The organism is Labrys sp. KB_33_2, from assembly GCF_052114505.1.
GTDB lineage: Bacteria > Pseudomonadota > Alphaproteobacteria > Rhizobiales > Labraceae > Labrys.
This window is the reverse complement of sequence record NZ_JBFREW010000007.1, coordinates 1-16902: the sequence shown is the minus strand read 5'-3', so window position 1 is coordinate 16902 and position 16902 is coordinate 1. Positions and strand designations below refer to the sequence as shown.

Sequence of the window (16902 nt, the reverse complement as noted above, 5' to 3'; positions counted from 1 at the left end):
GGGGGTAAGAGAGGTTGCTAAGGGTCGCGAGAAGACATCTAACGCGATGGAAAATAAGGGCTTTTCTGGGTATCATGGGTACGTAGGGGGCGGCTACGGACTGAGAAATGGTGCTGCCCCGGTGCTGCCCTAAGGAGCCGGTCGCATTGCCAAAGGTGAAATTGACGGATGCCGTGGTCAAGGCCGCTGCCCTGCCGCTAAATCAGTCAGAACTGACTATCTGGGATAGTGAGGTGACAGGCTTCGGCCTCAGGCTTCGGGCCGGCGGTCGTACCTACATTCTGGCCTACCGCCCGGCCGGGGCGGGACGCAGCGCGACCACGAGGCGCCTGCGGCTGGGAACCCCGGAGACGATCAAGACCGCGACCGAGGCCCGCACACTGGCCCGGGCTGCGTTGGGCCGGGTCGCAAGCGGTGGCGATCCCCATGCCGAGCGGCAAGAGCATAAGCGCCGGGAAAAGGCGCGCATCGCCGATCTGCTCGACCGCTATAAGGCATCGCTGGTGAAACGCAGATACGTTAACGCGGTGACCGTGTTTAACGGGTTGAAGGTTCGACTTAAGCCGCACCTAAACAAGGATATCCAGGAACTGAGCGGCACCGACTATGCCACCATAATCGAAGGTCTTGAGAAGGCAGGGGCTCACGGCGCTGCCAATGATTTTCGTAGTCGGTGCAGTGCATTTCTGTCTTGGTGCGTTTCAAAGCCCAAGGTCCTGAGTGCCAATCCGCTGATGAGCTACAGGAAGGAACGCGCGACGAGGGCGGAGCGGCTCAAGCAGGATCGTCCGGGCCGGGCTCTGAGCGATGCTGAGTTGGCGAAGGTTTGGCACGCCGCAGGGGCAGCGACCGCGTTCGGCCGCTGCATCCGATATTTGATCTTGTCGGGTTGCCGACGAGGGGAAGGGGCCGGCTTGACCCGCGCCATGCATGATAGAGCCGGCGCAGTTCTCAGACTGCCGCCCGCCTTCGTAAAGCAGGGCAGGGGGCACAGTGTGCCGATTTCGCCGGCCATGGATGCTCTGTTCGCCCTCTGCCCGATCGACGCGCGATCAGATCTCATGTTCCCATCAGCAAAGACCGGCCAGGAAATAAACGGCTGGTCGAAACTGATCCCCAAGCTAGCGAAGGCCTCTGGGGCGGATTTCACGCTCCATGACCTGCGGCGGACTTTCCGTACCGGCCTCTCTCGGCTTGGCGTGTCGGACGAAATTGCGGAGCTGGCGCTAGGTCATGCTCGCGCCGAGCTCGAGGCAATTTACAACCGAGACGAGGCAGTAAGCGAATTGCAGAAAGCCTTCAACTTGTGGTCAAGTCATGTCGAAGGGGTATGTAAGGCGCTGAAATGACTGGCTAAGACAAGCTCTTTTGTATGCCTCGATGGCACACAAGCTATAAGTAAAATAAATGTATATTGCCCTCTTGTGCTCCTATGAGGGCAGGAAGTAACATTGCTGTGTTCGTATTCCATTGCGAATGTTGCCGCAGAGCTTGTCTCCTCTCTTTCCTGTCTAAAAAGCTGCCCTGTTCAATGCTGTGCACTGCGGTTGCCGCTCAACTGCAAAGGGTCGCTTATGCCAACCGAGACATATATCAGCTGCGCCAAGGCGCTGCCGGATCTCGACACACTTCCCGCTGACGCTCTCTTGTCGAGAAAACAGCTTATGGCCCTCACGGGCCTATGTTTAACCACGCTTAAGGCGTGGGCACGCAAGCGTGGGAAAGGCCCCAAGGTCACGACCATCGAAGGTAGGCCCAAATATCGGGCCGGGGATGTCCGCGCTTGGATCCGTGGAGAGGCAACACCATGATTGCCGCCTTGCCAAAATCGCTTTTCGCAAAAGCCCGCTGTAGGTTCGACCCATTCCGGACCGAGGCTGAAAAACAGGCGGAGCAATCTGAGTTCTGGCGCTCCGTCCCTGACGATCAACGCTTGGCGCTGATGTGGCTGGAATTCACCGACGAAACTCCAGCACACAGGTTGCATCCTGAGATCATCGCGGAGTTCATTACCAAGCCCTGGATGGTCGATAATGGGATGACCGGGAATAGAGCCACCGTCATGGAGTTCGCCGCGGGCTGGCTTCGCCAGGCCTTCGAAAAGGCAGATCCGCGGGAACTCAATACTCGGCCCGACAAGAGCTACGTGCGGACGTTGATTGTAGCTGGCGCCTACCTTGCCGAGGTTATGGCGGGGCGCGGACAAGGACGTAGAGAGAATTGGCACTATGAAGGCGTTGCGCTTCGACTTTCAGCATATAGTCAATCGGCGCGGCCAAAGGACGCCCAGCACCTTGATTTCAACCGTTTCAAGGTGCGCAGAGAAGTGAAGCTGTTCAAGCGAATGCTCGCTACGGCCGATGGCGCCGAATGGCGCGACCTAATTCTGGCGTGCGCCCTTCGTATGGCCTGGCATCTTGACCAGATCGATGCAGAGGATCCCGACAGGCGGCAATTTGTGCGCAACGTTCGCTTGCCCGCCGCCTAGCCACGCCCAATTTCCGACGCCAACATTACGGCAGGAGGAAATTGACCATGCCCCGCAACGCTCAATCTACGCCGAATTGGCCGTCCCGCAGATATGTTTCTCTTGAGGAGGCCGCAGCCATTCTGGCTCGCCCGCCGTCTTGGATCCGATCTCAAATTACCATCGGCAGGATCGAAACTGGTCCGAGGCTATGGCCCCTAGAGATTACGTCGGCCAGCCTGATCAAGCTGATCGGTACCCGCATCGCGCGGCACGGGGCGGCCCACCAACAGCCAGCGAAAAAGGCCCGGTCGCGCCGGCCGCAGCATCTGCGCCTCGTGGTCAACAACACGGCGCCCTAGAAACGAATTGGCCGGCCGCTCGTCGCCACGAGCAACCGGCCGGAGTAATGGATATGCTCTATAAAATTACCAAAAATGAGCCCTGCGAGCAAGTACTTAAGGCGGATCCCGACCAGGTTCTGACTTTCCTCAATGCCGTGTTCAGGCGTTGCAAGGTCGGGGAAGGCAACTATGCGCTACGGGCGTTTGAGCATAGCGCCGAAGGGCGCTGCGTCTTGCGCCAGGCGGTTCCGTTCGACCGGATGCTTAAGGGGATTTTGGTCGAAGCTGCCAACGTTATAGCGGCCCGCTCCGCGCCGCCGGCAGTCTTGAGCCCGCCGGTCTGTATATTCGGCAATGAGACGAGGGACGGGAAAAGCACGGCCACAGAACGGAATGTGTTGGCTGCCCCCGCGATCGTCATCGACCTGGACAAGGCGCCGCGCGCCGGCCTGGAGGCCGCCCGCACAGTGTTAGGGCCGCCCACCCTCGTGGTCCAGTCCGGCGGCCTGTGGGTGGCGTCCGACGGCGAACAGCAGCCCAAGCTGCACGTCTATTGGCGTCTGAAAACGCCGGCCTCCAGCGATCAGGAAAAGATCGACCTCAAGCGGGCGCGCAGGCTTGCCGCCTTGATCAGCGGTGGTGATCGAACAGCTGCCGCCCTTTCTCATCCGCTGCGCCTGCCGGGGTCCTGGCACACCAAAGGCGAGCCCCGGCTATGCCATGTTATCGAGAACAATGTGGAGGCCGAGGTCGGACTGTCTGACGCTCTAGCTCTGCTTCAGGCCGAGGCGGACCTCCGGGGGCTGGAAGCCGGCGACAGCCGGCCCGCCGACAGCCGCACGGGTTTCAAGGCAGAGGCGCCGCTTTGCCGGGGTGACCTGCTGGCGCTCGCTGCGGCCATCCCTAACCCCGACGCCCCGGACTGGAATAACTGGAGCGATACCGGCATGGCGTTCTATGACGCTAGCCACGGCAGCGATGATGGCGAGGACGCATTTCACGCCTGGAGCGAAAAGGCGGTAATTGTTCACGATCCCGAAGCTACACAATACAAATGGGATCACATTCGCCTCTCTCCGCCCTCGGACATCTCCACGGGCACTTTGATACGCCGGGCGAAGCAGGCCGAGCCAGGCTTTCGGCTGCCGAGCGGCGCCACGATCCGCGCTGAGCTCCGGCCCGAAGATTTCTTTGACCCAATTCCCGAACTGCCCGGCGGCGCTGGCACTGACGGCCAGGAGTGGCCGGAACCTCTCGATATATTCGGCCACGAGGATCCCGCCAGTCTTTCCGAGCCGCCGCAAGGCGCCCTCCCCGAAACACTAGACCGGTGGGCACGGAGCGAAGCGCGGCGAAAGGGCGTCTCGCTTACCTTTGCAGCGGCGTCCGCGATGACAGCCGTTGCAGCGGCCATCGGCGGCTCTCTGCGCATTCGGCCCAGGGTGCACGATGACGGATGGACGGAGCCCGCCGCCTTCTGGACTGCGCTTGTTGCGGATCCGGGGAGCGCCAAGAGCCCGACCATAAGCGCCGCGGTCCAGCCCTTGAGGGAGTTGGATAAGGAGCGCTGGAGGCTGGACAAGCCGCGGCACGACGAATGGCTGGCAGCCACCAGGCGGCGGGGCAAGGACGCTCCGCCGCCCGGGCCCGAGCCTGCAATTCGACGCTGCGTCGTCGACGACATCACCATGGAGCAGCAGGTTCGCATTCATGCGGCGAACCCGCGGGGCTTGCTGCGCGCTCCGGATGAGCTGGCCGGGCTTCTCGGCTCATTAGGCGCCTACAAGAAGGGCGCGGATGCTGATCGCAGCCAGCTCTTGCGCCTTTTTGACGGCGGCGAAATCACGATCGACCGGGTGGGCAGCGGCACGACCCGGGCTGATAGTGCCCTCATGACCGTGCTAGCCGGAACGCAGCCGGACAAGATCCGGTCTTTGACACGCGATCTTGGCGCCGACGGTCTGCTGCAGCGCTGCATCTTTGTCCTGGATGACGGCGCCGATCGCGTCGGCATCGACGAGCCCGCGGACGCTCAGGCACTGGCGGACTACAGGCAGTTGGTCCGCCACTTGGCGCAAGCTGAACACCTGTCGCTCTCCGTAGTGCGGGCATCGCCCGACGCCCAAACCGTACTTGTCGGCGCCCGGCGCAGAATATCGGCGCTCGTGCATCTGCCCGGGGCGTCGGGCGCGCTGCAGGGGCACATTGCCAAATGGGAAAAGCTCCTCTGGCGCATCGCGCTCGTCTTCCACTGCGCGAATGAATTCGGCAGAGCGGGATGTGTCGATTGCGAGGTCCCCTTGAGCCTGGAGACGGCGCGACAGGCTGCCCTATTTGCCGGGCACCTCGTGCAGCACAGCATTGAGTTTTATCGGCGCAACTACGATGCGAGCACGACCAACACCGAGGCGATTGGGATAGCCGGATGGCTTTTGACCCGGCCGGACATTTCGACTGTCACCCGTCGCGATATTCAACAGGCGAGAAAGAGCCTGGCAGGCGTCGACAATGTCCGGCAGCTACTGAGGGCCATGGAAGAGCTCGTCATCGCGGGATGGTGCAAGGAGGAAGCCCGCAAGGTGGATGGGCCTACAAAGTGGGCCATCAATCCCGCGGTGCATGAGCGCTTTTTTGGCCAGGCTCAAAGGGAGCAGGAAGAGCGTAAACGCAAACACGAGCTCATCAAAGAAGCTGGTGCGGCGCGGCGCGCTTTGGCCGAAGCGCTCGACTTAAATTCCGCCCGCGGCTTAAATGAAGGGGCATTCGCATGAACGGCGATCAGATTTGTAGAAAATGTAGCTTGCGTGTGCGTGAGGTATATTGCCTTCTGAACCTCTCTCTATCCCTATTTCTACAACTATGTATTCGCGCGCAAGAAGCTACATTTTCTACATTCGACCGCGCTGGTGAAAATTGGCGCGCCATCCCCCGCAAAGGGCAAATGATAGAAAAACAGGCGCACGGGCCGGCCGGCGGCTGGGCCGGCCTCGCGGCCCAAACTTTTGCGGGGCATCATGGCTAACGGCTGGACCGACGCGCGCCGGGCAAGGATGTCGGCAATGATCCGTGAGTGGAAACCATGGACCCGATCGACCGGGCCGAAAACCCTCGCGGGCAAAGCGAAGGTTTCGAAGAACGGTTACCGCGGCGGCTTTCGTGAAGTCGTCAGAGACGCGGCGCGCGAACTCAACCGCGCAATAGCAACGCTGGAGAATGAAAAGTGAGCAAGGATCGCAAAAACACCCCGGCGTCAGCTCTTGAAAACGTCCGGCAATATATCGCCACTGAAAGCGCAATGGCCGCGGCCATTGCCCTCACGGAGGTTTGTCGGAGCACGAAGGCGAGCCCGCAGGCGAAAGCTTCGGCCGGCAGCGCACTCCTTCGTGCGAGCGGCTTATTCGACAAGCCATCGGAGAAGCTGATCCCGAGAGATCCGCACGAGATGACGGCAGACGAGATCGCGGCAGAACTCGACAGGCTGGAACGCGCCGCGCTCAAACGGCAATCAGAGGCCGACGGTCGCGACGCGTTCGCCTAATGGTCATTTTTACGCGAAAGCGCCAGCGGGCAACTCGGCAATTCGGGCCTCAGCCTGGCTACGCCTGCTGCTGTCCAGGCACCGCGACCAGTAGGCGTCGGCACTCCTTCGGCGTTAAGGGTCGCCGCGACTGCGCGGAGGCTTGTGGAGCCGGTCGGATCAATCCTCCGGAGTATCGGGGCAAGCGCCCCTGCATGGCCGTTAGCGGCCATGGCGGCCACTACGCGGCCAGAACGCGATAAACGCTCGCGCGGCCGATACCTAGGGCTTTGGCTATTTCCGTGGCTCCCATGCCGCCCGCCTGTAGCTCGCGCACCCGAGCAATATCGATTGACGGTTTACGGCCCTTGTAAACACCGGAAGCTTTCGCCTTAGCAATACCTTCCATTTGGCGCTCTCTGCGTAGGTTCGTTTCGAACTCTGCGAAGACGCCCAGCATGTCGAGAAATGCTTTGCCGGCCGCGGTGCTCGTATCGATTGGCTGTTCGGTGGCCTTAAGAGCAACCCCTTTAGCCTTGAGCGTACGAACGATATCCTGGAGATCGCCAATGCTTCGCGCCAGTCGATCTACGCGAGTGACCATCAACGTATCGCCCGCGCGAAGGAAAGCCAGGAGCGTATCAAGCTCTGCTCGGCCTTCTCGTGTCGCCCCGGAGCGCTTTTCTTCGCGCACGACCTCACACCCTGCTCTGCGGAGCGTCTCTATCTGGATGGTCAAGTCTTGCTCAGTGGTGCTGACGCGGGCGTATCCGTAGGTGGTCATGTTCCGTGTCTCTGTGTCTCATTAGGCTCTAGACCGTTTCAATTTACTGTCTTGAAAATAAAAAAGCAACCCTAATAAGACAGTCATTTTGTCTCGTGCAGCCGCCTCGCTGGCGTATACCCAAATAGAACACGGGAGCCAGAGCCGGAGAGTGCTTGAACCTGCCGCTGGGCGCATCCATATGCTGAGCACAAAAATGACCACCCTTAGGGAGGATCGAGATGCAATTATTTCCTTGGAATGACACGCCTGCCCGGGCGGAGGTTTTGGCTAGTCTTCGCGGGGCTCGAGCTTGGGATGCCGCCGAGGGGCATCTTCCTAAAACTCTGCGTTTGTCGTCAGGATGAACCGACGAGCCGCGCGTTGCCGCCGCGATCTGCAAACGCTACGCACAAATAACAGCTGGTCGTTTTGGCCCTCTCTAATCCGACTAGAAAGCACAAAGCCCGGCGGTTGGCCGGGCTTTGCTTTCTTTGCGGACATATCGGACAATCATGCGCCCGAACGAAGAGGCGACACGCCTCCTACTGTCTTGCGGGCTCCTCCTTGTCTCGGTTGCCGATCAGCTGAGCGAAGGTGTCGCAAGCGAGCCTCCGAATGCTGGCGGTCTCAGCGTGCATCACTAGGGCCTCGAGCTCATCCAGGAGGGCTTCGCGATCGTCCGCGCCTGACAACTCCTGCACAAGCTTCCCAAAGTGCCGCATTTCCATCTCTGCGGTTTCGGGGTTGCCGGGAATAGCCACGCGCAGCTTTTGCGATTGTCTTTGGACCGCGACCAAGCGGATTTCCGCTAGAGGCGCACTCCAGAGGTGTTGCATGAATTTTGCCAGGCTAGGGCGCGGTCGCTTCGGCGGATCCTGATAGATGCTGTGCCAGTAATGCATTTTAGCCAGGTTGCCCCCGTCAATTGACCAATCGCCCTCATTGGCACTTTCGATCGCGGCGGCCGCTTTTTTGTTGTGGGCGATCAGATCCCGTTCGTTCCAAGCTATATTTTGTTCGATTTCCATTTTCGCGCTCCTATTTGCTTAGGAAATTAAGCACGCAAATGATGAGGCTAAGTAATTGATCAGTCAATATAAATTAAGTATAAAGTTATTTAATACAACACACGTAATCACATGTCGATATTTCAAATACTTACGAACAAAGTCAAAGTATGACTTTGACTTTGTATTACAATGTAGGCTTTTGTATTAAGTTACTTCATACAAAGCATACAATGATTTGACATCTTCGGCACCAGTCCGAGAGGCAGGCCGGCTGGCTCCAGCCCCGGCCCGCCCCCTGCCGTCAGACCGGCCAGCGCGCAGAAAGCGCCAGTGGCTGCCCATAGAAATTTGCGCCGATCTGGAATTCAGCCCGGCTGCGCCGACACCCCTGCAGTTGTGCAGAAAACTGAACTTTTCAGGCCCTTGCGGTGCCCAAATTCCCCAGCCAAGCTGGCGTCAGGATGTGTAAATCAAGGACGCTGATCGTGTTCGCAATCACGACCGCAGAAACCCAAAACTCCGCTCTCGACGGGTGGCACGGCGCGCAAACGGACCGCGACCACCGCGTGTCGGCTCTGCGTGCGCATCTCAGCGCTGCGGCCGCAGATTGGCCCCTCATTGAAGCCGCGTGGGCGCTGGAAAATGCTCTCGTCATTCTCCGACGGGGTGGCCTCCACCTCTCCGCTGAGCTCAGCGGGGAACTGGCCGATGCCGTGCACCAGGCCTTTGCCAAGGCCGCCGACCGGCTTCCCCTCGATTTTGACGACGTGTCGGAAGGGTTCGCCGCGATCCTGGAGGCAGTGGCGGCCAATACCAAAACCGGCAGCGTTCTGCGTCCCTTGCCAAATTTCCCGCGGCGCGAGCTGCATCACCGCACAGGCCTTTTCCGAGCCCAGCTTGAGACCGTAGCGCGTCGGGCCGAGCTCGAGCTGCTCGCGAAGGGCAAAGGCTCAAGCGGCGACGATACGGGCACCGGAAAGTCGGGCAGCCCGTTTTCGGGCAGCAGCGTCTTGGCGTTTCCCTCTCAGCCGAGAAGCTCCAGGGAGAAATCGCAATGACGTGCCAGGCCGCTGCATGGTGCAGGCAGATCGCACTGCAATGCGATGCTATCGCGGAAGGGCAGGCGAGCATGGCCGCGTTCCTCCTGCGTGACATCGTGGAAGCGTGCGAAGCGCCAGGGACTATTGAGCTGCTGCCTCACCAGGCGGGCGACTTGACCAATCGGCTGCAGCAAACGCCGCCAATTATCGCGGCTCGCTTCCCCAGCATCCCGAAGACCGCGATCGGTCAAGCGATCGCTTGCGCCAGGCTGCTGGTCACGGGCTTGGCAACCCCTGGCTTTCTATTCGCCGGCTATCTCCCGGCTCTGGTCAATCCGCCCGCCATTCTTGCCGCCGAAATCGAGATCGTCTTGCGCAAGCAGAGCATGGCCAGCCTGACGGAACATTCCGCTCGGGCGCTCGCTGTGGCGCTGGCGGCCGCCGAGACGCCAAACGAAACAACCATCTTCCAGTGAGGCAACCATGCCGGTGCGCAGTAGCCAATACTTCAACGACCCTCAGATCGGCCAGGCCTTTTCGAACCTGTCCAGCATCTTTGATCCGCCCAGCGGGGCAGAAGCGGCCAATTGGGCGGAGGCGGGTCTGCGTAAGCAAAAGCTTGGCGCGATCCAGGGCATGTTGGCCAACCCCAACGACCCACTGAACGATCGGCGAAGCACGATTATCGGCACGTACACGCCGACACAGAGCTATTACGCGGTCGACCAAAACAACGCGACGTCGCGGTCCAACAACGCGGCCGACAACACCCGTGTGGTTCAGACCAACGCTGCAGACAACACGCGAGCGCTACAGCAGACCGGGATTGAGCAGTCTGGAGCGAACTATCGTGCTGATACTGCACCCTTGAAAGAGGGGGAGGTCCGAGCGCCCGGTCTCGGTGACCGGTGGGGCGTTCAGGGGAACCCGACGACGGGCCTCGTCAAGCTGTCACCTGGCGAGCAGGTCACGCTGCCGGGCGGGCAAGTGCTTGCCGGCACGCCGAAGCCTTTGACCATGGATGAGTGGCAGGCGCAGCAGGCGGCCGGGTTGCGCACGAACGGCGCGATTTCAGATCAGGATCTGGTCGACAACATTTTTGGCAAGAACACCCCCGTGCAAACGGTTGGGCCGGCAGGCAAACCGGTCTACATGACGCCAGGTGCTGCGACGCGCACCGGCGCTCAGGTTTTCGTGAAGCCGGATAATGCGTCGCGTCCGGACATCGTGAATTACGTGCTGCCCGACGGCCGGCGCGGGACCGCTTTTGCAGCCCCCGACGGCGCACTCGTCGATAGCCAGAATGGGGCCAAGCTCCCGGCCGGCGCGACCACCTTCAAAGGCCAGGCGCAGGGCGCGCCCGATCAGTTCGGCGGCAAACCGACGGAAGCCAGCGACAAGGCCGCGGCGTTCGCCGTCCGTGGCGGTTTCGCGAATGACCGCATAAACCAGTTGCTTGCCGGCGGCTTCGCGCCGAATGCGAGGGATTTCGAGAGCACGCAAGGCGTAATCGCGAACAATCTCCCCGTGTCGATCGCCAACCAGCTTCCGACCGACAAGGGGCAGCAATTCGCCACGGCGTCGATTGATTTCCTGAACAGCATTCTACGCCCCGACACCGGCGCTTCGTTCTCCGCACAGGAGAAGGCCGACTATATGCGGACCTTCGTTGACCTGCCGGGCGACAGTGACGGCACGCGCGCGGCGAAGAGGCAAGCCAGGGACTTGGCGATTGCAGCAGTGGCCGGCAATTCGCGCGGCGGCGCCGATCGGCTCGCGCAGGAGGTCCAGAAGCTCGGCCTGCCGGTGCCGGAACTTCTACTGAAAAACCTCCGGTTGGACGGGCGTGCACCCGCGGAAGGCCAGAGCGGGCCGCCTGCCGGAGCCGTGCAGGCCTTGAAGAGTAATCCGGGCCTGGCTGAGCAATTTGATCAGAAGTACGGGGCCGGCACGGCCGCGGCGATTTTGGGCGGGGGCCACTGATGGGCAACTTTTTCGATGAGTTCGACGCCGGACCTGCGGGCGCCAACTACTTCGACCAGTTCGACGCCCCGGAAGCGCCGAAGATGAATGCGAAGGCGCTGGAGTGGGCCTCACAGCCTGGCGTCGTCCGAAAGGTCAATGCAGAACAGGAACAATTGCACGGGACGCCGATGACGACCGCGGGCGACGCTGTGGCCTCGCTCGGCTCCGGTGTGTTGCGCGGTGCGGCCGAGACCGCAATGGCCCCGGTCACGGTCAAGCGCATGATGGAAGGCGGGGTTGATTGGGCGATGCGCAAGGGTGACGGCCTCGTGCGGACGATCTTCGGCGGCGCTCCGCTCAGCGATGACGAGTGGAACGCCCGCCTAGAGCAGAGCCGGCCGGCGTATGGTGTCGATCGCGCAGTCAACAGCATGCAGGACCAGACGCGCCAGCAAATGAACGCCGGGCTCTATGCGCCGCGCACCACCACGGGCAAATACGCCGATGCTGTCGGGCAATTGATTCCCGGCGCCGCGATGATGGCGACGCGGGCACCGTCGCTCATGAGCGGGGCGGCCCAGCTGATCGGCGACGCCGTGGCGCCGGGAGTGGCGTCAGAGGCGGCCGGCCAGATGACGGAGGGCACGGCCCTGGAGCCGTGGGCGCGCGCCGCAGGCGCCTTTGCGGGCAATCTTGGGGCGGCCGGCGCCCGCCACTATCTGCCGTCGGCGGATCGCGCGGTTGCGCGGGCGGCCGCTACCGTCACGCCGCAGCAATTCCAGGCCGCGCAGGATCTGCAGGCCCGCGCCGCGGCGTTCGGCGTTCCCCTGACGGGCCCGGAAGCTCTTTCGCAGGTAACCAGCGGGGCAACGCGGTTGCCGGATCTGCTGCGTGTGGTCGAAAACGCCCCAGGCGGCGGGGGAGCGACTGGCGCCTTTTTTGCCGAGCGGCCGCAGCAGGTTCAAGCGGCTGTCGGGCGAATGCTTGATACGGTGGCGCCGCAGGATGCAAATCCGATCACCCTCGGCCCCCGTGTGGCCGGAGCTGCACAGGGAGCCTTGGAGGGCGTCCAGCGCGACATCAACAGGCAGACCCGGCCGCTCTACCAGGCCGCCGAGCCGCAAATCGTCAACAACCCTGCCATGGATGCAGCGACGGCGGCCCCGGCGTACACGGCCTCCCTGCAGCGCCTGAGGAGCGATCGTGTACTAGGGCCGCAGTACGCCCATCTGCCGGATAACTCCGTCGCGGTGGTCGACGCGGTGACGAAGGACATGCAGGCCCAGGGCCGCACCCTGGCGAACAGTAGCGTTGCCGGCTTCAATCCCGAGCGTGCCGCCGCCTACAACAGCGGCGCCGCCGATGCACGCGGGATTGCGAGGGATCCGGCCCAAGGCGGTGTTCAAGCCTATGACGACGCGTTGACGCAGCAGGCAAACTTGCGTGCCACGCAGTTGGATCCGCTGGAGCAAGGTACCCTCGGTAGCCTGTCCAAGGCCGGCAGCACTCGGCAGGCCTATGAGGCGGTGATGCCGCGGCAGCCTCTCGTCGGCGGCGCGCAGGAGATTGGCGACGCCCTGACCCGCATTATCATGGCGGATCCGAATGCGCCCGCTGGCGGGCTGGTAAGGCAGGGCCTTGCTGATGCATTCGACCAGGCGGGAAAGCGCCTGCAGGGCGGTTTGAACCAATATGCCGGTGCCGGCTATACCAAGACGATTGGCGGCACCGACCAGCAGCGTGAAAACCTCCGGGCCGCGCTTGGCGCGCTTCCCAGCGGCGGGGCCTCCGTGCCTTCACTCGACAACGCATTGGAGATCCTTGGCGCCACCGGCACCCGGGCGCCCAAGGGGAGCGCCACGGCATTCAATTCGATGATCCAGGATGAGCTTTCAGCGCCTGGCGTTGTCGGCGCCCTCGCGACAGGAGTGAAGACGGGCGGCTTGTCGTTCCTCCGAAATGCCGGCGACGCGGCCCGCCGCGCGGCCTTTGGCCGAGGGCTGAACGATCTTGCTGACCTCTTCGTGTCGCCTGATAGCGTTCGGCAGATCCAGGCCATAGCGGAGCGCGGCGCCGCAAATCCACTGGTGCAGGCGATCATGCAGACCGGCATGCAGGCGCCAATCGTGGTGCAGAACGCTCAGTGAGGCGTCAGGCGCGCGGCCGGGGCAGGTGATCGAATGCGGGATCTCTGTTCCGGCTGCCCGCCGGATATAGGTTCGCCGGGGCGTCGGCTCTCAGATAGTTGACGGGTGCGCCGGCTCGCCTGGCGCGCTTCCAATCGCGCGCCAGCCTCGACCACAATGCGCCGAAGGCCGTCGTTATCAAAGCCACGGCAAAAAGGGCGAATATCCAGGACATTTGTCACATTCCTCCGTGCATAACGGTCACCAGCCGTCCAAAATCCGCCGTTGGCGGATAAGTGGCTTGTATGGCCACAAATACCGTTACGGCTTCTGCTGCGTCTCTCGTGAATGTCGGAAAGATAGCAGCGGCTTGCCCCCGTCACCTTTGGCAGCTTCGCTTTTCAGCCATACTTCCCATTCGTCTATGAGCACATGGTCATCAAAACCAAATTGAGCAGTGGTGGGCTTCGATAGCTTGAGATCAATTGCAGCTTCTACAGTGTGGGGATCTTGCGGCCGCGGCGCGATGCAAATTGTCTGTAAATTCTCACCTATTGCAATTACGCCCGGCGTCAACCAGTTAACGTCACGCCTCTTTATGCGGGGCACGGAATTGTTGATCTGAATAAACCAATCCTTTCCATAGCTCACACAACAATTTTTTGGCAGCCATTCATAATAGCCCAAATACACGCCCAACTCCGGCCGGCCTTGATCGTGAAGAACAGCAATTTCTCTTTTATTGTTGTGCCAATCAATCACAAATCCAATGATCTCTTTTTCTTTTCCTGAGAAACAAACTAGATCACCAGGGGATAGTGATTGCACGGGCAAAATTCGAAAATCTTTCTGAATATCGACCATGCCATTTTCCTCCTTTTTTGGCACTACTTCCGGCTGCGGTGCACGCTAATTCTGACAAGGCCAAGCTTCATGAAAAGCATCGATCGCGAGACTTAGCAGTGGTTCGTGTCGACGTTCTGGATGCTTATCGATAAAGGCGACTATTACCGCTGCATCTTGGCGCAGGGTCGATCCGCCCGGCGGGCAAGAGCGAAATTGTTGTTTCACTCCGGCTTGGGAGGCCACCACGGTATGCATGATCCCAACGCACACTCCTTGGCCGAAATAGTCGCTAGTCTTCTGCAATAAAAACGCCCGACAGCTCTCTACCAAAGCGTTGCCCGACAATTCAGCTCCGCCGCCAGCAGCCTCGGCATTTACTGCTGCAAGGGTGGATAGGGCAAAGATGGCGGAAAAAATACGCATTGGCGACGCACCTATTGACGATTTGTGAAGCGCTGCGAGCCTCCGACCGCTTAGGCGATGGATGGGGCGCACCGAGGCCGGCTAGCTGTCGCCTTTCGAGCACGTGCGCTTTGACTGGCTAATCGTTCCGTTGTTGCACAGGAACTTGCCATTCGAGGTGCAGGCTTTGACGCCGCCCTTCTTGCCGGAACACGGCGTATTTCTAGCTTCGGCAATGCCGGTTGCCAGGATGACGGCGATCACGGCGATAATAGTCGCAATTTTCATGTTTGCCCCCGGTCCCCTCCGCGTGCGTGATTGGAACTTGGGGCGTGACAGGACCGTGAAGTTCGGCCTGCAAGAACCCGATTTTCTCGCTTATGCGGTAGACCGAAGCATGGAGCGTCGACAATCTATCTGCCGGGGCGAGGCTGCCTCCACGCGTTTGCTGGCGGCCACCAGATGAAATTACGGACTTGCTATGAGCGATCTCGTGAAATTGCCAAACGCTGATCTTGTTCAAGCGGTATTTGAACGCTTGGGTCCGGTTAGAGACGACATACTCGCTGCGGAACTTAGAAAGGAGCACGAAGCCACCCCCGAGGCTGGCTGGCGCCTGCTTTGGGCAGTCTTTAGCTACCTTCTCCGCCCCAACAATGTTGGGCAACCTTTCCACCCAGCGGCCATTATGGGCGGAAAGCGTAGCCCCCTGCCCGAAGACCTAACCGAGGCTGAGCTTGAGGCGTTGCGAAAGCTCTGGGAGGAAATGGAATTGCCCGAATTTGTAGGGCGCGTGGGGGATGTCCTTTGGCTGCGCAAGCGCGACGGCAAAGCAGCAAAAAGAGCAGTTGAGGCCTATTTCGAGGCAGGTAAAGGCAGTGAAGACCCGGTCCATTGGCCGCATTGCATGGCAAGATACGAACGCGCACTTCGCCTCGCTCGCCAACTCAGCCAGGAACCGCTGCGCGTCTCGATCCTGGAGCACCTACAAACCAGGATCCTGCATTATGACGGCAAGGATCCGTCGAACTTTTCTATGAGGGGGCTCCGGCTGCTTGCGGAATTCAAATACGGCGACGTTCTCAAGCTAGCCGAGATTGCTGGCCGCATCGCAACAAGGGCAGAGACAAGCGGAGCTTTTGAACGCGCGCGTGGTGCGTACCACATTCAGGCCGAGTTCTTTAGGTCGGCGAAAGACGGCGCTTCGGAAGAAGCCGCACGAGAGGCGCTTACCGAAACCTTCATTGCTGAGGCCAGCGCCGCGGAAGCCAGCAATAACTGGATGAAAGCTCATTTAGCCTTGGAAAATGCGATCGCGGCAAGCAGAGATCGCCCAGGGCTTAAGAATAAGATCCCCGCGTTGCAAAAACGCCTCGCTGAAGCGGGTAGGCGGACAATAGAGAGCATGGATGAATTTAGCCACAGCACCGATATTACCGAACATGTTCGGAAAACAACCGCGCAATTTCAGGGACTAATGTTGGACGATGCCCTGTTGACGCTTGCGATATGTGTTCCTCTGCAGGATCCAGCTGAATTGCGGACTGTTACACTCGAACAAATCGAGGGCGCGATGCACGCGCATTTTGATGCTGTCATTTACGACGCTGCCGGGAGGAAAGTTGCCGTCAGGCCGGCCATTGATAGCCCCGATGAAGAAGACCGCGAGCGAGCGATAGCCGGCTTCATCGACCAGACGGCGCGACTAAATCGAGATCTCTCGGTTCACGCGGTAATTGCTCCGGCACTCCGCGTCATAGCGAATGAGCACGAGATCACACCGGTAGTTGTCGGGCCGTTATTGGCGGGGAGCCCACTCATTCCGGACGATCGCATGCCCCTGTTCGTGAAGGCCATCGTAGCCGGGGCCAAAGGTGATTTCATCACTGCCCTTCACCTTTTAATCCCCCAGGTTGAAAATGGGCTTCGCCATCTGATCGAGACCCAAGGCGGAGAGGTCCCGAGAACCATGTCGCCCGAGGGTATTGAAGAGGTTTGGGGGTTAGAAAAGTGCCTGGATCATCCATTTATATTGAAGTGCTTGGGCACCGATTTCGTCTTTGAGTTGCGATCGGTGCTCGTTGCTCGTATCGGCCCCAACGTTCGCAATTGCTTGGCCCACGGCCTTCTATCGCTCGAGGCCTTGAGTGATGCCACAGCTGTCTATCTCTGGTGGTTGCTGTTCAGGCTGGCAGCGGTGCCTGCGCCTGCTATGAGCGCCTTCGTTGAGCGGCATAAAACCGAGAGGGCTGCTGAAAGTTCTGCAACTACCTAGGTGTTTGATCCCGTGTTTTGATGGTGCAATCTTTTCCACCGGATGGAAGGAGGCACTATGGGCCAGGTTCTTCATGGCAGCGCCACGACGACAGAGGCAATCCGTCGAGCGATACAACATAGTGAAGAGAGCCTGAGAGCTCTG

15 protein-coding genes are annotated in these 16902 nt (G+C 60.5%); 10 read left to right on the top strand and 5 right to left on the bottom strand.

The window, feature by feature from the left end; all coding sequences use genetic code 11:
• The first annotated feature begins 155 nt into the window (after window positions 1-155).
• The 5 genes from AB4037_RS14055 to AB4037_RS14035 all read left to right on the top strand — a co-directional run bounded on the left by AB4037_RS14055 (window position 156) and on the right by AB4037_RS14035 (window position 6349).
• Window positions 156-1349 carry a tyrosine-type recombinase/integrase gene (locus AB4037_RS14055; protein ID WP_441772105.1) on the top strand — a complete coding sequence of 398 codons (1194 nt, stop codon included), beginning with the start codon at window positions 156-158 and terminating at the stop codon, window positions 1347-1349.
• Window positions 1350-1807: 458 nt separating this feature from the next.
• Window positions 1808-2488: a hypothetical protein gene (locus AB4037_RS14050; protein ID WP_441771932.1), complete on the top strand. Its 681-nt coding sequence runs from the start codon at window positions 1808-1810 to the stop codon at window positions 2486-2488.
• Window positions 2489-2882: 394 nt separating this feature from the next.
• Window positions 2883-5582, top strand: a complete 2700-nt coding sequence (locus tag AB4037_RS14045; protein WP_441771931.1) for a DUF3987 domain-containing protein — start codon at window positions 2883-2885, stop codon at window positions 5580-5582.
• Window positions 5583-5825: 243 nt separating this feature from the next.
• On the top strand, window positions 5826-6035 hold the full coding sequence (locus AB4037_RS14040) for a hypothetical protein (protein WP_441771930.1): 210 nt from the start codon (window positions 5826-5828) through the stop codon (window positions 6033-6035).
• Window positions 6032-6349 carry a hypothetical protein gene (locus AB4037_RS14035; protein WP_441771929.1) on the top strand — a complete coding sequence of 106 codons (318 nt, stop codon included), beginning with the start codon at window positions 6032-6034 and terminating at the stop codon, window positions 6347-6349. The genes AB4037_RS14040 and AB4037_RS14035 overlap by 4 nt, the downstream gene beginning before the upstream one ends.
• Before the next feature lie 220 nt (window positions 6350-6569).
• On the opposite strand, the gene AB4037_RS14030 is transcribed toward AB4037_RS14035, so the two are convergent.
• Both AB4037_RS14030 and AB4037_RS14025 read right to left on the bottom strand, forming a co-directional pair.
• A complete protein-coding gene (locus AB4037_RS14030) occupies window positions 6570-7112 on the bottom strand; it encodes a recombinase family protein (protein WP_441771928.1) in 543 nt (180 codons plus the stop codon).
• Window positions 7113-7636: 524 nt separating this feature from the next.
• The gene (locus tag AB4037_RS14025; RefSeq protein ID WP_441771927.1) at window positions 7637-8122 is read right to left on the bottom strand and encodes a hypothetical protein; all 486 of its coding nucleotides are present in this window, start codon (window positions 8120-8122) and stop codon (window positions 7637-7639) included.
• Between the two features lie 467 nt (window positions 8123-8589).
• On the opposite strand from AB4037_RS14025, the gene AB4037_RS14020 reads away from it, so the two are divergent.
• The 4 genes from AB4037_RS14020 (at window position 8590) to AB4037_RS14005 (ending at window position 13256) form a co-directional block, all read left to right on the top strand.
• A complete protein-coding gene (locus AB4037_RS14020; protein WP_441771926.1) occupies window positions 8590-9162 on the top strand; it encodes a hypothetical protein in 573 nt (190 codons plus the stop codon).
• Between the two features lie 71 nt (window positions 9163-9233).
• On the top strand, window positions 9234-9620 hold the full coding sequence (locus AB4037_RS14015; protein ID WP_441771925.1) for a hypothetical protein: 387 nt from the start codon (window positions 9234-9236) through the stop codon (window positions 9618-9620).
• Window positions 9621-9627: 7 nt separating this feature from the next.
• Window positions 9628-11127 (top strand): hypothetical protein, encoded by a 1500-nt coding sequence (locus tag AB4037_RS14010; protein ID WP_441771924.1) that lies wholly within the window; start codon window positions 9628-9630, stop codon window positions 11125-11127.
• Window positions 11127-13256: a hypothetical protein gene (locus tag AB4037_RS14005; protein WP_441771923.1), complete on the top strand. Its 2130-nt coding sequence runs from the start codon at window positions 11127-11129 to the stop codon at window positions 13254-13256. Before AB4037_RS14010 ends, AB4037_RS14005 begins: the two co-directional genes overlap by 1 nt.
• 300 nt (window positions 13257-13556) lie before the next feature.
• Here the strand turns inward: AB4037_RS14005 and AB4037_RS14000 are convergent, their stop codons facing one another.
• From AB4037_RS14000 to AB4037_RS13990, 3 genes are all read right to left on the bottom strand, one after another.
• Window positions 13557-14099, bottom strand: coding sequence for a hypothetical protein (locus AB4037_RS14000; protein ID WP_441771922.1), 543 nt, complete (start codon window positions 14097-14099; stop codon window positions 13557-13559).
• A 45-nt stretch (window positions 14100-14144) separates the two neighbouring features.
• Entirely contained in the window at window positions 14145-14504 is a 360-nt protein-coding gene (locus tag AB4037_RS13995) for a Rap1a/Tai family immunity protein (protein ID WP_441771921.1), read from the bottom strand.
• Between the two features lie 81 nt (window positions 14505-14585).
• Window positions 14586-14771, bottom strand: a complete 186-nt coding sequence (locus AB4037_RS13990; protein WP_441771920.1) for a hypothetical protein — start codon at window positions 14769-14771, stop codon at window positions 14586-14588.
• A gap of 193 nt (window positions 14772-14964) precedes the next feature.
• Here AB4037_RS13990 and AB4037_RS13985 point away from each other — a divergent pair, with 193 nt between their 5' ends.
• The gene (locus tag AB4037_RS13985; RefSeq protein ID WP_441771919.1) at window positions 14965-16758 is read left to right on the top strand and encodes a DUF4209 domain-containing protein; all 1794 of its coding nucleotides are present in this window, start codon (window positions 14965-14967) and stop codon (window positions 16756-16758) included.
• The last annotated feature ends 144 nt before the right edge of the window (window positions 16759-16902 follow it).